Raw genomic sequence first — 13,339 nt, forward strand, 5'->3', positions numbered from 1 at the left:
CGCACTCGCACGTGGTGCCGGTGGCCTGACCCGCGGCTCAGCGGTCGTACTCGCGCAGGATGCGCTCGAGCATCGCCTGCGTGCGGTCGGGCGGCTCGGCCTCGACGCAGAGCCGCTCCATCGCCGCCGCGTACTGATCGACGTCGTCGCGCTTGTCGAGGTAGAGCGCGCTGGTGAGCTGCTCCGTGTAGACCACGTCGGGCAGCTCGGCGTCGGGGAAGCGCAGGATGGAGAACGCGCCGCCGGCCGCCGCGTGCCCGCCGGCGCTGAACGGGACGACCTGGATCGTCACGTTGGGGAGCTTGGTGGCGTCGATCAGCGCGGCGATCTGCGTGCGCATCACGGTGTAGCCGCCGATCGGGCGGCGTAGCACGGCCTCGTCGAGCACGGCCCACAGGTGCGGCGCGCCCTGGCGGGTCAGCATCTGCTGGCGGGCCATCCGCACGTCGACGCGGCGGTCGATCTCGTCGAGCGTGGCGGCGCCGTGGCTGATCATCACGACCGCCCGCGCGTACTCCCGGCTCTGGAGCAGGCCGGGGACGAACTGCACCTCGTATGTGCGGATCATCGCCGCGTTGGACTCCAGCCCGAGGTATGCCTGGAACCAGTGGGGCAGCACGTCGCCGAAGCGGTGCCACCAGCCCTGCGTGTTGGCCTGCCGGGCGAGAGCCAGCAGCGCGTCGCGCTCGGTCTTGTCGTTTACCCCGTAGAGCGTCAGGAGGTCGGCCACATCCCGCTCCTTGAACCCGACCCGGCCGAGCTCCATCCGACTGATCTTGGACTCGGATGCCCGGATCTCCCACCCGGCGGCTTCGCGGGTCACGCCATTGGCCTCGCGGAGCTTACGGAGCTGTGAGCCAAGCAGGATCCGCAGCACGGTCGGCCCGCCGGCCCCGGCCTCCGGCCCTGTCGTCACGCTGCCCTCCCGGCTGATCGCCGCCTCGCTCGATCGGAGGCGCCGCTCGCGCGAGCTGTCGCACTCGCCCACTAGCTGCCGGGGGTAAGCATGCCACGACCGTATGACGAGCAGGATCCCCGTTTCGTTCATCTTTGGCGCGGCGGTGCCACAGCCCTGGTGCACAGTCGGCCGGGTCTTGCCGCCGGAGGTACCGAAGGGTCCTAAGGGTGCGATGCGCGCGCATGAGCTTCCGCCGGCCACATTGGATCAGCCGGCGGAGAGCCCTCCTCAGGTCAGGAGGTGGTCGAAGTCCCCATCCCGAGCGCCGAGGATGAACGCGGCGATCTCCTCTGCCGTGTAGATCAGCGCGGGCCCCTCAGGGTCGCGCGAGTTGCGGACGGCGATTCCCGCCCCACCGGGCAGAGCGGCGAGCTCGACGCAGTTTCCACTCGGGTTGCTGCGGCGGCTCTTCCGCCACGCGACCGCCGGCAACTGGCCGGCAGGTGTGCCGTTGACAAATTTTCTCATTGAAATCTTTCTCATCTGCCTGCTTACGGGCTTGGGGCCCGAACCCCAGGGTTCGATCAGACCATCTGCACGTGCATCAGCCCTTGCGTCTGCAAGGGCCAGCTAGCATGATAACTCTGTGCTACTAGTGCAAGGTTGTTCACGTTTTGTGACGGAAGCGCGAGCGACGCCCAGCTCGCAGGGCACACCCCTCTGTCCCAATGCCCATCACGAAGCCAAAACCGCCTGCTGGGAGTAGAGCATGCCTGCGCCAACCATCGATCCGACTCAGCGCGACCCCAGAGGAGTCGCGCCTACGGACAGTTACCGTCCGGCAGACCGCGTGTGGGTCTTCCGCGGCGGCACGTGGCGGGCCGGTGTCGTCGAGACGGTTTCCCCCCGGGCCGCCACGGTGACCTATCGGCCAAGCAGCGCCCGTGGCACCGGCGTCGACACGCTCACCGCGCTCTACATGTTCCCCCGCGCGGATGCCGATCCCCTGCTGGATCGGACGCCCCAGCGGCACTGACCGACCCGCGTCCGGTCCTGACCCACGACAGGACCGGGCAAGCACGACGGGACCGGGCAAGCACGACGGGACCGGGCAAGGCAGCCACTCGTTACCGCTCACTAACGCCGCCGAAACAGACCGTTGCGAATGTTTCCTCGCTGATCTTACGGCCCTCGATACGAGGGTCGTCGATCGAGAGGAGACATGGTGGCGATACCACAGACCCGCCGGCAGTTCCTCCAAGCGGTCGGGGCGACCGGCGGAGCGGGGGTCCTCTTCAGCACGATGGGCGCGCTCGGCCTGGCGCCCGCGGCACAGGCGGCACCGCCGTTCCGGGCGCCGCGCGAGTCCGACTTCACGCTAACCGGCCGGTCACACAGGTCCGTGCTGGTCCTCGGCGCCGGCATCGCCGGGCTGGCCACGGCATACGAACTGCGCAAGGCGGGCTACCGCGTCCGCGTCCTGGAGGCGCGCGAGCGGCCCGGCGGTCGCAACTGGACGGTCCGCGGCGGCACCGTCGAGACCGACCTGGACGGCCACACGCAGCGCGCCCGCTTCGCCAAGGGGCAGTACCTCAACGCCGGCCCGGCCCGCATCGCCCAGCACATGGTCACCATGGACTACTGCCGCGAGCTGGGCGTACCGGTCGAGGTGTTCGGCAATCAGAACGCCGACGCCTACTACTACAACGAGGGCGTGGGCGCGCTCTCCGGCACGCCGATCCGGCACCGCACCGCCAAGGCGGACGTCTACGGGTACGTCTCGGAACTGCTCGCCAAGGCCACCGACCAGGGCGCGCTGGATGGCCAGCTCACCGCCGACGACAAGGAACGGCTGCTCAGCTTCCTGCGCGGCTTCGGCTCGATCGGCGGCCGGGCCGACGGCTGGCGGTACACGGGCAGCACGCGGCGCGGGTACGAGGTCGACCCGGGCGCGGGCTTCGAGGCGGGCACGCCGAAGCTGCCCCCGTACGCCCTCTCCGACGTGCTCGCCAGCGGCGTGGGGCAGTACTTCTCCTTCGAGTTCGGCTGGGACCAGGCAATGCTGATGTTCCAGCCGGTCGGCGGGATGGACCGGATCGCGTACGCGCTGGAGGAGGCGGTCGGCCGCAACCTCGTCACGTACCGAGCCGAGGTCCGCTCGATCACCAACAAGGGCGCCGGCGTGGAGGTCGTCTACACCGGGCCGGGCGGGCAGACCCGCGTCGCCTCGGCCGACTTCTGCGTGTGCACGATCCCGCCGCAGGTGCTGGCGAGGATCCCGTCCAACCTCTCCCAACCGGTCAAGGACGCGCTCGCGTACGCGGTGCCGGTGAGCACCGGGAAGATCGGGCTCCAGTACGGCCGGCGGTGGTGGGAGGAGGACGACGGAATCTACTCCGGCATCACCAACACCAACCTCGACCTCTCCACGATCTGGTACCCCTCGCACGACTTCCACGGCCGTAAGGGCATCGTGGTCGGCTACTACAACTTCGGTGGGAACGCCGACCGGTACTCGTCGCTCACGCCGGCCGAGCGCCAAGCCCGGGCGATCGAGCAGGGCGTGAAGATCCACGGCGAGAAGTACCGCACCGAACTGGAGACCGCCTTCTCGGTGGCGTGGCGGCGCACGCGGTACAGCGAGGGCGGCTGGGTCTCCTGGCCGTCCCGCACCAGCGGCCAGTACGGGCGGCTGCTGGAGCCTGACGGCAACGTCTACTTCGCCGGCGACCACCTCAGCTACTACATCGCCTGGCAGGCAGGCGCGTTCGAGTCAGCCCGCAAGGTCGTCACCGACCTGCACGCCCGCGTGCTGTCCACTTAGGAGTAGCCGCAGGTGTCGCCCGGCGCCATCTCGTGCCTCAGCGGGCGGCCGCCAGCGCGGTGAGCGGCGCGACCAGGTCGGCGGGGGCGGGCAGCTCCGCCATCCGGGCGGCCGCCGCCTCTGCGGTCGCCCGGACGGTCGCGTCGGCCAGGAGCGTCGCCACCGTGCCGGCGTCGACCTCGCCGGGCGGACACCACGCGCCGATGCCCAGGTCGGCGACGGCTCCGGCGTTGACGAACTGGTCGGCGCCGTGCGGCAGCACCAGCTGCGGCACGCCCGCGCCGAGGGCGGCCATCGTGCTGCCGGAGCCGCCGTGGTGCACGACGGCCACGCAGCCGGTGAGCAGGTGGTGCAGCGGGACCCAACCGACCGGCCGCACGTTGGGCGGCAGCGGGCCGAGGGGGGCCAGGTCGGCGTCGCCGCCGAGGGCGAGCACGAAGTCGGCCTCTACCTCGGGGGCGGCCGCCAGCATGCGGGCCAGCCCGCCGACGCCCTGGAGGCGCGGCACGACGGTGCCCATGGTGATCAGCACGCGCGGCCGCTCCGGCGGCTCCCACAGCCACTCGGGCAGCTCGCCGCCGGCGTTGTACGGCACGTAGCGCATCGACAAGGCGGGGACCGGCGGGCCCAGCATCATCTCCGGCGGCGCCACGTGGACGACCGCGCGCCGGGACGGCAGGGCCTGGGGCGCGCCGGCCCGCTCGCACGCCTCCGCCAGGTGGGGCAGGAAGCGCCCGGCCAGGTCGGCCTCGCTCTGCAGGTTGAAACCGTGCTCGACCGCGGGGACGCCGAGCGCGCTCGCCACCGCCAGCCCCGCGCCCTGCAGCCGGGAGTGCACCACCAGGTCGGGCCGCCAGCGCCGGGCCACCGCCGCGGTCGCGGCCGCGGTCACCGCCGACACCTGCCCGAATGTGCGCAGCAGCAGCTCGTGCACCTCGTGACCGGCCTCGGCGATGCGTTGCCCGCGCTCGCTCATCCGCCGGGCACGCTCCTCGGGCGGGCCGGTGGCGGCGCCGAAGATCGCGCTGATCGCGGCGGCGGGAGCGGTGTCGACGGCGGGGAGCCCGGCGCGGACGGCCGCCTCGACCCCCTCGGTGGCGGTGGCGACGAGCACCTCGTGACCTGCCGCGCGCAATGCCCAAGCGAGCGGGATGGTCGGAAACAGGTGCCCGATGCCCGGGGAGACCGCGAAGAGCACTCGCACCGACGCATCTCCTTCGTGCGCTGTCGCCCTGCCGGTCCTCCAGGCTAGCATTGACCCGCGCCAAACCCTTGCGGTGGCACTGTCCGGTGTGACTCACCGTCCATCATGGAGGCTTCGTGGCCAAGCCCGGCGACATCCCGTTCACCGTCGACCTCCACATGCGACTGCTGCTCAGCCTCGACCGCGGGCACAGCGTGCGGCGGGCGGTCGCCGCCGCGGTGCGCCCCGGCGCCCGTGTGCTCGACGCCGGCACCGGCAGCGGCCTGCTGTCCTTTGTGGCCCTGGCCGCCGGCGCGGGCGAGGCGGTCGCGGTCGACCGGCACCACACGGAGCTGGCCCGAGCGCTGGCCGCGCACAACGGACTCACCGACCGGATGACCGTGGTCGAGGGCGACCTGTCCCAGCTCGAGCTGGCCGGCGTCGACCTGAGCCGCGGCTTCGACCTGCTGCTCGCGTTCATCCACGTCAACAACCCCCTGGTCGACGAAGACCGGGCCCGCATGGTCTACGAGGTGCGTGACCGCTTCTGCGCCGACGACTGCACGGTGCTGCCCGAGGCGGTGCGTTACCGGGCAGTGGGCTGCGACCGCCTCGACTGGGATCTGCCCACCGAGCTGGCCGACCTCGACGACGCGGCCGGCATCCTGCGTGGCGCCTACGGGCTCGACTTCCAGCCGCTGGTCGACGCCGCGAAGCAGGGCGTGGCGCGGTCGGCGAGCCGCCCGGAGAGCGCCGTCCGTCCACAGTGGCGCTCTCCCACGACGATGGGCTCGCTCCGCTTCCCCCGCGAAGACGTGCGGCTGCTGACCATGAGCCACGACTTCGCGACGTTCGACTACCGGGCGCCCGCGTTCACCGGCTTTCCGCCCCAGGTGCGGCTGACGGTCGCCACACCGGGGCGGCTGAGCGGCGTGATCTGGACGCAGGAGCTGCTCTGCGACGGGCAGTCGGTCTGGACCACCGAGGCATACAGTCCACTTGCGACGCCGCTGGCCGTGGCCGCCGGCGACGAGGTGACGCTGGCGACCGGCGACGAGTGGCGGGCCACCAACGTGCTTCACCAGTAGCCGATGTAGTCCTCGAGAAACGCCGTGCCGTAGGACGGGGAGGCGATGACCCGCTCCAGCCGGGCCATCTGCACGTGGTGCAGAAACGGCGCGGCCGGTGTGCCCAGCCCTGGCGTGTTGACCAGGTCCATCATCCAGTGGACAAACTCCTGGATGCGCCAGATCCGGGCCAGCCGCGTCTCCGAGTAGGCGTCCAGCCGCTCGTGGTCGCGGCGGATGAAGCGGTCCGTCAGCCCGAGCGCCAGCTCCTCGGCGTCGGCGAGCGCCACGTTGAAGCCCTTGCCACCGACCGGCGGCACGACGTGGGCCGCGTCGCCGGCGAGGAAGAGCGAGCCGTGGCGCATCGGCGTGCAGACCAGGCTCCGCATCCGCACCATGCCGGTGGAGAGGATCGGTCCCTCGTGGAGGGTCCACGGCTCGTCCAGCGCCAGCCGCAGCCGGATCTCCTTCCAGATGCGCTCCTCCGGCCAGTCTTCCGTGGTGTCGTCGCGGGCGCACTGGAGGTAGAAACGGCTGACCTCGGGCGTACGCCGCACGTGCACGCAGGAGCCGGACTCGTGGATGGCGTTGATGACGCAGTCGCTGGAGGGCGCGGCCTGGGCGAGCACGGCCAGCCAGGCGTACTCGTACTGGTGCTCGTAGGAGTGCAGCGCGCCGGGGGGCACGGTGCGCCGGGCCACGCCGTACTCCCCGTCGGCGCCGACCACCACGTCGCACTCGATCACGTCGGAGCCGCCGTCGGGGCTCTCCACCTCGATCCGCGGATGGCTCCCCTCGATGCCGGTGATCACTCGGGCCGGGGTCTCGAAGCGCAGGTCGCCACCGTCGGCGAGGTACGCCTCGACCAGGTCGCGGACCAGAAACTGCTGCGGGTAGATGTAGTGGCTGCGCCCCTGCGCGATCGGGTCGTACCGGATCGGGTAGCGCTTGCCTCCCATCCGAAACTCGATCTTGTTTTCCACCTGGCCGGTGCCGAGCAGCCCGCCCGCCAGGTCGTGCCGCCGCAGCAGGTCGACCACGCGGTGCTCGACGGTGCCGCCGCGTGAGCGCTGCTCCACGTACGCCCGGTCGCGCTGCTCGACCACGACACAGTCGACGCCGGCCCGGCGCAGCAGGGTGGCGACGAGCATCCCCGCGGGGCCCGCGCCGACGATGCCGACCTGTGTGGTTGTCATTTGACCTCGCTTTGCGTGGTGGTCGGGGTGACGCAGGAGGGCCGCTTGCCCCGGCCGGCCGTCGCCTCGCCGAGGTAGGAGGTGGGCACCACCGCGCGAGCGGGCGAGTCGTCCGGGGTGAGCGCGAACAGGCGCGCCCGCATCAGCTGCCGGAGCGCGGTGATGCCGGCCTGAGTGCTGCGCCCCCGCGAGGCGGCCGCCATCCGGAGGCTGGGCAGCACGTCGCCGCCGAAGCGGGAGCAGATGAACTTGTGCGCCTCGTACGCCGTCACGGTCGCCTCGACGAACTCCTCGAACGCCTCGCTCGCCGGACCGTCTCCGTGCGCGGCCGCGCTGGCCCGCAGCCGGGCGAAGAGGCTGATCAGGTGGGCGTGGTCGCGGGTCTGCAACCCGCTGAAGCCCTCCCGCACACTGGGCGGGCTCATGGCGGGGCGGATGCGCGCGTCGTAGTCGACCGGGCCGAAGTCGGCGGTGAACTTGATCGCCGCCGCCGAGCTGCGCATGAACGCCGCCGCGACCCGCACCCCGCCGTCTGCGTCCGCCGCGAGCTCGCCGTCGGCCTCGCCACCGCCGGCCGGGGCCGCCTCGAGGTAGCAGTTGAGCCCGACGATCACGCCCTGGAGCAGCGCGAAGAAGAACTGGTGGCCGATCAGCCAGCGCCACTCGGGGTCGTAGGCGGTCGCCGTGTGGCGGGGGGCGGTGCGCACCACGACCGGCAGCCCCTCCTTCAGCCGCTCGCCGGCCGCGTATCGCAGCAGCGTGTCGAGCCCGGCGAACATCTCCTGCCACTCCACCGGATCCACAATCGAAACGCCCATGGCCAGGCCGTTTTCGTGAACCCATGAATAAGTTTGGAGGAGACCACGAACAAACGCGAACTCCGGTCGATGTTTCACCCTCGTGACCTGGAAATAGCGGTCATGCTCGACGTACTCCGGGTCGTCATCCTCGACGGAAACAATGTCAGACCACTCTCCATCCCATAGGCCGGGATCGAAGAGTGTTTCAATTACCCCAGAATACGACAGATCGCGTGTCACGCCCGCTACCTGGGCTCTTGTCGTCGGTAACAGTGCAGGATAAGGCAAGCACAAAAGGCCACCACGCACGGCGTCCCCGCCCTTCGGAGAAGGTTTCAGGCGACGAGAAAAAGGTCATGCAGGCCGACTCGAATCGCATTTGGACAGCGGCACTGCAGTCCCTCAAGATTCTCGGGGAGCGTCTTACCCCTGTCAATCCCTCGCTCCGATCTTCTACGTAATCGCAGGTAGCGGCTGTGCAGAATCATTTATCAAGTGTGGGAAGCACATGATCGGGTACCACAGTTCACATGACCAGACAACCCGGGCAGCCTCCCGGCCGGCGCGGGACGGTCGGCCACGCGTACAGCGCCCTGAACCTGCGGCTGATGCTCGCCTTGTTCGGCCTGGCACTGATGATCCTGTTCGCGGTGCTGCTGGCCCGCGCGGACCAGGTGGCGCTCGCCTTCGTGGCCATCGCGCTGGGCGTGGTCGCCATGATCGACATCGCGGTCGTCATCCGCCGGATCCGCGTCCGCCGCCGCCGCGACCCCGGCCGCCGCTACTCCCTCTTCGAGTGAGGCCCGCGAGGTCCGCCTGGTGAGCGGCCGAGTGGACCGGCCCGTCGCGACGCCGGGCGGCATCCCGAAATAATCGGTACGCCGCGCGGGCCGCGATGGGCCTAGGCTTCTGTGTCGTGCGGATGCGCCCATACCGCGACAGCGACCTGCCCGCGCTCCAGGAGGCGGTCTCGGCGTGGATCGCCCAGGTGGGGCGGTGCGGCTACGACCACGTCGGCGAGCTGCCGCACCGGATCTACGAAAACCTGCGTGGCAGCCATCCGGTCGGTGACCTGGTGCAGGTCTGGGAGGACGGGCCGGCGATCGCCGGGGTCGGGATCAACCTGCGCTTCGGCGCGGCGTTCGACGTCTTCACCGCGCCGGCCCTGCGGGGCTCGCCGGCCGAGGAGGAGATGCTGCGGGCGGCCATCGAGACCACCGAGGCGCTCACCACCGAGCCGCACGTGCTCACCGACGTCTTCGACTGTGACACCACGCGGGCGGCTCTCCTCCGCGGGTTCGGCTTCGCCTACTTCCGCACCTGGGACGACATCCGCGAGCGTCCCCTCGACGGGCCGCTCCCGCCGGCGCCGCTCCCGCCCGGCTTCCATCTGCGGGAGGCCACGTTCGCCGACGCCGAAGGGCTGGCCCGGGCGCGCAACGCCTCGTTCGACGCGGAGTGGACCGGCCGGCTCTACCACGACGAGGTGATGGCCAAGCCCGGCTACGACCCGGCCCGCGAGATCGTGGCGGTGGCGCCGGACGGGCGGATCGCGGCGTACACCGTGTACTGGATGGACAGTCGCAATCGGACCGGGCACTTCGAGCCGGTGGGGACGCACGCGGCCTTCCGGCGGCTGGGTCTGGCCCGCGCGGTGATGCGCGAGGCGATGGCCCGGATGGAACGCGCCGGCATGGCCACCGTGACCGTCAACCACAACGCGGACAACGTGCCGGCCCGGCGGCTGTACGAGGAGCTGGGCTTCACGAAGCGCTACGAGACCCACGGCTACCGCCGGGCCGTCTGACCCGGCCCGGCGGCGCGCTAGGCGGGGAGCCGCGGAAACAGCGGGCGTGGCTCAGGCAGGCGGCCGTCGACCGGCGTGCACTGGGCGGTGATCCGCGCGGCCGCCTCTGGCAGGAAGGGCGCCAGCAGCTCGCCCACCGCCTGGCAGGCCGCCAGCAGCAGCCCCAGCGCCCGATCCAGCGCCGCCTCGTCGGTGCGCGCGAGCTGCCACGGGCGGGCCTCCTCGACGTACCGGTTGGCCTCCTCCACCACGCGCCACACGGCCGCCGTCGCCAGCCGGAAGTCAAAATCCGCGAGCGCCGCGTCCACTCGCCCCGGCGCCGCGCGCCACGCGCCCACCAGCGGTTCAGCATCCTCCTGGTACGACCCGGGAGTCCCGCCACGGTAACGGTGGACCATGCTCACCACTCGGTTGACCAGGTTGCCGAGGCCGTTGGCCAGGTCGCGCTCGTAGCGGGCGGCCAGCCGGGCCACCGTGAAGTCGGCGTCACCGACCCTCGGCACCTCGCGCAGCAGCCACCACCGCACCGCGTCGACGCCGAAGCGCTCCACCAGTGCCACCGGGTCCACGACGGCGCCCGACGACTTGCTGATCTTCCGCCCCTCGGCGGTGAGGTAGTCGTGCACCAGCACGTCGGCCGGGAGCGGCTCGCCGGCCGAGAGGAGCATCGCCGGCCAGTACACGGCATGGAAGCAACACCTTCTCGTATGTGCGTCACCCGCCGAGCGGGAAGGCGGCCCTCCGCTCCCAACGGCCTCCCCTATTAAGAGCAAACCAGTACACCTCTTCGGCCTTGCCCTTGAGTGGCAGTTCGCGGGCAAGTGCGGCCTGGACCGGACGCAGCACCTCCTTATCGGCCTGGCCGACCGTCAGGTGCGGCACCACGTCATCGAACGCACCGTCGTACCTCGGTGCCTCCGGCCAGAGCGCCGCGCTCCGGTCGGAAAGATCGCGAAGCTGGTGCTCGGGCTCCGGTGCCAGGTAGAGCACGGTCTCACCGAACCAGTGCAGTTCCTTGAACGTCACCTCGAACGGCTCGACGCTCACGGCCAGTTCGCGCACCTTCTCCAACGCGTTCTCGTCCACCGACGCGGCCGGTATCCACGGGAAGTGGATCGTCACGTGAGCGGGCACGCCGATGGCGGCCCGTGGGTCATGTCTATGTCGGTGGGAGCCAACGGCGTGCTCGAGATCGGGGAAGGGCACGACCAAACCACTGTCAGGGATCATGACGGCATTATCCGGCCGGTGACAGCTCGCCGGCCAACGGGTTTGGCGCAAACTCGCGCACAAGCCTTGAGCCGCTTGCTCGGCGCCCTACAAACTCAGTAGCGGCCGACAACGAGCGGAAGGAAGGTCATCATGGCACTGCGGTTCCTGGGGAAGGATCCTGACTCGCCGAGCGGTGGATCACCCACGCTGTACTACGACGACAGCGACGACACGTACCTCGTCCAGGGCTGGAAGGTCACCGATCCCGAGGTCCTGGCACAGATGGACATCCCCAACCATGAGACGGTGGTCCGGATTCCACGACGCATGACACAGTTCCTGCCGGAGGCTAAGAGGTGACTGACTTCAACGGCAGCATCGAGGACCTGCTCGCGGCCTGCGAACGCAGCGCGGTGCATCTGGAGATGCGCGACGGGTACGCCTTGGACGACCCGGTGTACATCGACTGGCAGGCGGGCCTTCCGATCGACCCGGCCGCGCGCTGGCCCGACTGGTTCGACGCGATGTCCGCGACGACAGCACGAGGCGTCCAGGTCAGGCGTGCCCGCGTCATCTCCGAACCGATCAGCGCGTACATCCGGTACGAGTACGACGTCACCGACGGTCTCAACATCGCCTCTGGTGAGGAAGTCCGGTGGCTACCCCGGCGTCAGGCGTCGGACATCGCGTTGCCAGGCAACGACTTCTGGCTATTCGACGGGGACCTCCTCATTCTCAACCACATCGGCGGCAACGGCGAGTGGCTGGGTGTCGAGCAGTCCACCGACCCGGCGACCATCAAGCTCTGCGCCTCGGCGTTCGAGGCGGTCTGGGAACGGGCCATCTCGCACGCGGACTACCGCCCGGCGTGACCGCCGGCGGCCATACTCGATCCGTGGCATCCCCGTCGTCCAGTGCACAGCAAGCGCTCGAAGCGCTCGGTGTGAGGCTGCGCGAAATCCGCACGGATGCCGGCCTGACCGGACGCGACCTCGGCCGGCTGACCGGATGGCACTCCTCCAAGGTCAGCCGGATCGAGCATGCCCGGCAGACTCCGTCCGCAGACGACATCACCGCGTGGTGCAAGCACTGCGGCGCCGTCGACCAGGCCGCCGACCTCATCGCGGCCCTTCGCGCGGCCGAGGGCATGTTCGTGGAGTGGCAACGGATGGAGCGCACCGGGCTACGGGTCGCGCAGGAGTCCGTGATACCGCTGTGGGAGCGGACGAGGCGCTTCCGCATCTACTCGTCGTGGCTGATCCCCGGTCCATTGCAGACACCCACGTACATCCGGGCGCTGCTGCATGCGCTCCAGGTCCGCCGCGACCTCCCTGACGACGTGGAAGCCGCCGTGCGTGTCCGCGTCGACAAGCAGCACGTCATCCACGAGGGAGACCACCGGTTCGCCGTGGTGCTGGAGGAGGGGGCGTTGCGCTACCGCATCGGCGACGCGGAGACGATGGCCGCGCAGCTCGGCCATCTGCTTGCCGTGGCAGCGCTGCCATCCGTGAGCCTGGGCGTCATCCCCCTCGAAGCGGACCGCTCGGCACTGTGGCCGCTGGAGAGCTTCTTCCTCTACGACGACGAACAGGTCAATGTGGAGTTGGTCTCCGGCCACCTGACGGTGACGCAGCCCCGCGAGATCGCCATGTACGCCGAGGTATTCGCCCAACTCGCCAACCTCGCCGTATACGGCGCCTCTGCCCGATCGTTGATCACGGAGGCCATCAGCTCCCTCGACGGGTGAGCGGCTGCAAACTCGCGCACATCCATTGAGCCGCGTTCCACGCCGTACCTAGCGTCCTCCCCCAAGCGCTCAGCGCGGGAGGTGAGTGGTGTGGGCCAGGTCGTGATGGTAACGGTCGCGTTGTCGGTGGGCTTCCTCGCCGGCCTGTTGGTGTTCAAGCGGTCAAACCGTTGGTGCCCCGCCTGCGGCTATCCGCTGGCCTGTACACATTGCCTCCGCCCTCGCGCAACTCGCGCTGACGCTCTTCGTGACGGTCCAACGCGCCGGGCTGCCTGATGCCCGGCCGCAACAAGGAGGTTCGGCGGTGCCAACCAAACGAGAACAGTTTCAGCACTCGATCCGTGCGCGGTTTCTGGGAGAGCGGATGCGCAAGCTGCGAGAGGAACGCGGGCTGACGTTGAAGCACATCGCCTCCTACCTGGGTGTCGAGTTCTCCAGTAGGGTGGGCCACGCGGCGAGGTTCCTGTGGTTGGCAGGTCCTTTTCCGCGTGGCCTCCCTCCGAACCGGACGTGATAGTTTCCCGATCATCCGGCTCTCCAGTGACTACGGCGTGAGTGTCGCGGTTGGTCCTTTGTGGATGTGGTCGTGGCAGGGTTGACATACG

General features: G+C 70.1%; 15 protein-coding genes. 8 read left to right on the plus strand and 7 right to left on the minus strand.

Translation table 11 applies throughout. The features are described from left to right. Positions 1–37 precede the first annotated feature (37 nt). Both ACFFIA_RS05255 and ACFFIA_RS05260 read right to left on the minus strand, forming a co-directional pair. Complete coding sequence (locus tag ACFFIA_RS05255; protein ID WP_377246220.1) at positions 38–916, minus strand: Sco1979 family transcriptional regulator; 879 nt, start codon at positions 914–916, stop codon at positions 38–40. A gap of 270 nt (positions 917–1,186) precedes the next feature. Next, positions 1,187–1,426, minus strand: a complete 240-nt coding sequence (locus ACFFIA_RS05260; RefSeq protein WP_377246223.1) for a DUF397 domain-containing protein — start codon at positions 1,424–1,426, stop codon at positions 1,187–1,189. A 322-nt stretch (positions 1,427–1,748) separates the two neighbouring features. Between ACFFIA_RS05260 and ACFFIA_RS05265 the strand changes: the two genes are divergently transcribed. Both ACFFIA_RS05265 and ACFFIA_RS05270 read left to right on the plus strand, forming a co-directional pair. After that, the gene (locus ACFFIA_RS05265) at positions 1,749–1,934 is read left to right on the plus strand and encodes a hypothetical protein (RefSeq protein WP_377246226.1); all 186 of its coding nucleotides are present in this window, start codon (positions 1,749–1,751) and stop codon (positions 1,932–1,934) included. Positions 1,935–2,120: 186 nt separating this feature from the next. Beyond that, the gene (locus tag ACFFIA_RS05270) at positions 2,121–3,722 is read left to right on the plus strand and encodes a flavin monoamine oxidase family protein (protein ID WP_377246229.1); all 1,602 of its coding nucleotides are present in this window, start codon (positions 2,121–2,123) and stop codon (positions 3,720–3,722) included. Between the two features lie 37 nt (positions 3,723–3,759). On the opposite strand, the gene ACFFIA_RS05275 is transcribed toward ACFFIA_RS05270, so the two are convergent. After that, positions 3,760–4,926 carry a nucleotide disphospho-sugar-binding domain-containing protein gene (locus ACFFIA_RS05275; RefSeq protein ID WP_377246232.1) on the minus strand — a complete coding sequence of 389 codons (1,167 nt, stop codon included), beginning with the start codon at positions 4,924–4,926 and terminating at the stop codon, positions 3,760–3,762. 116 nt (positions 4,927–5,042) lie between these two features. Between ACFFIA_RS05275 and ACFFIA_RS05280 the strand changes: the two genes are divergently transcribed. Then, entirely contained in the window at positions 5,043–5,993 is a 951-nt protein-coding gene (locus ACFFIA_RS05280; RefSeq protein ID WP_377246235.1) for a 50S ribosomal protein L11 methyltransferase, read from the plus strand. Here ACFFIA_RS05280 and ACFFIA_RS05285 read toward each other — a convergent pair. Next, a complete protein-coding gene (locus tag ACFFIA_RS05285) occupies positions 5,984–7,168 on the minus strand; it encodes a 4-hydroxybenzoate 3-monooxygenase (RefSeq protein WP_377246238.1) in 1,185 nt (394 codons plus the stop codon). The two genes, ACFFIA_RS05280 and ACFFIA_RS05285, sit on opposite strands and share 10 nt — an antisense overlap. Next, positions 7,165–8,277: a 3-methyl-L-tyrosine peroxygenase-related protein gene (locus tag ACFFIA_RS05290; protein WP_512700715.1), complete on the minus strand. Its 1,113-nt coding sequence runs from the start codon at positions 8,275–8,277 to the stop codon at positions 7,165–7,167. Before ACFFIA_RS05290 ends, ACFFIA_RS05285 begins: the two co-directional genes overlap by 4 nt. A gap of 221 nt (positions 8,278–8,498) precedes the next feature. Between ACFFIA_RS05290 and ACFFIA_RS05295 the strand changes: the two genes are divergently transcribed. Beyond that, positions 8,499–8,768, plus strand: a complete 270-nt coding sequence (locus ACFFIA_RS05295; RefSeq protein WP_377246244.1) for a DUF6343 family protein — start codon at positions 8,499–8,501, stop codon at positions 8,766–8,768. Between the two features lie 122 nt (positions 8,769–8,890). Further along, entirely contained in the window at positions 8,891–9,775 is an 885-nt protein-coding gene (locus tag ACFFIA_RS05300; RefSeq protein ID WP_377246277.1) for a GNAT family N-acetyltransferase, read from the plus strand. A gap of 17 nt (positions 9,776–9,792) precedes the next feature. Here ACFFIA_RS05300 and ACFFIA_RS05305 read toward each other — a convergent pair whose 3' ends face one another. Together ACFFIA_RS05305 and ACFFIA_RS05310 are read right to left on the minus strand one after the other, a co-directional pair. Next, on the minus strand, positions 9,793–10,458 hold the full coding sequence (locus tag ACFFIA_RS05305; protein WP_377246247.1) for a class I tRNA ligase family protein: 666 nt from the start codon (positions 10,456–10,458) through the stop codon (positions 9,793–9,795). 31 nt (positions 10,459–10,489) lie between these two features. Then, entirely contained in the window at positions 10,490–11,005 is a 516-nt protein-coding gene (locus tag ACFFIA_RS05310; RefSeq protein WP_377246250.1) for a 2'-5' RNA ligase family protein, read from the minus strand. 132 nt (positions 11,006–11,137) lie between these two features. Here ACFFIA_RS05310 and ACFFIA_RS05315 point away from each other — a divergent pair, with 132 nt between their 5' ends. The 3 genes from ACFFIA_RS05315 to ACFFIA_RS05325 all read left to right on the plus strand — a co-directional run bounded on the left by ACFFIA_RS05315 (position 11,138) and on the right by ACFFIA_RS05325 (position 12,734). Next, positions 11,138–11,347 carry a hypothetical protein gene (locus tag ACFFIA_RS05315; RefSeq protein WP_377246253.1) on the plus strand — a complete coding sequence of 70 codons (210 nt, stop codon included), beginning with the start codon at positions 11,138–11,140 and terminating at the stop codon, positions 11,345–11,347. After that, positions 11,344–11,859, plus strand: a complete 516-nt coding sequence (locus tag ACFFIA_RS05320; protein WP_377246256.1) for a DUF6879 family protein — start codon at positions 11,344–11,346, stop codon at positions 11,857–11,859. The genes ACFFIA_RS05315 and ACFFIA_RS05320 overlap by 4 nt, the downstream gene beginning before the upstream one ends. Before the next feature lie 71 nt (positions 11,860–11,930). Next, positions 11,931–12,734: a helix-turn-helix domain-containing protein gene (locus ACFFIA_RS05325; RefSeq protein ID WP_377246259.1), complete on the plus strand. Its 804-nt coding sequence runs from the start codon at positions 11,931–11,933 to the stop codon at positions 12,732–12,734. Positions 12,735–13,339 lie beyond the last annotated feature (605 nt).

Origin of the sequence: Phytohabitans kaempferiae (genome assembly GCF_042433955.1) — a bacterium.
Lineage (GTDB): Bacteria > Actinomycetota > Actinomycetes > Mycobacteriales > Micromonosporaceae > Phytohabitans > Phytohabitans kaempferiae.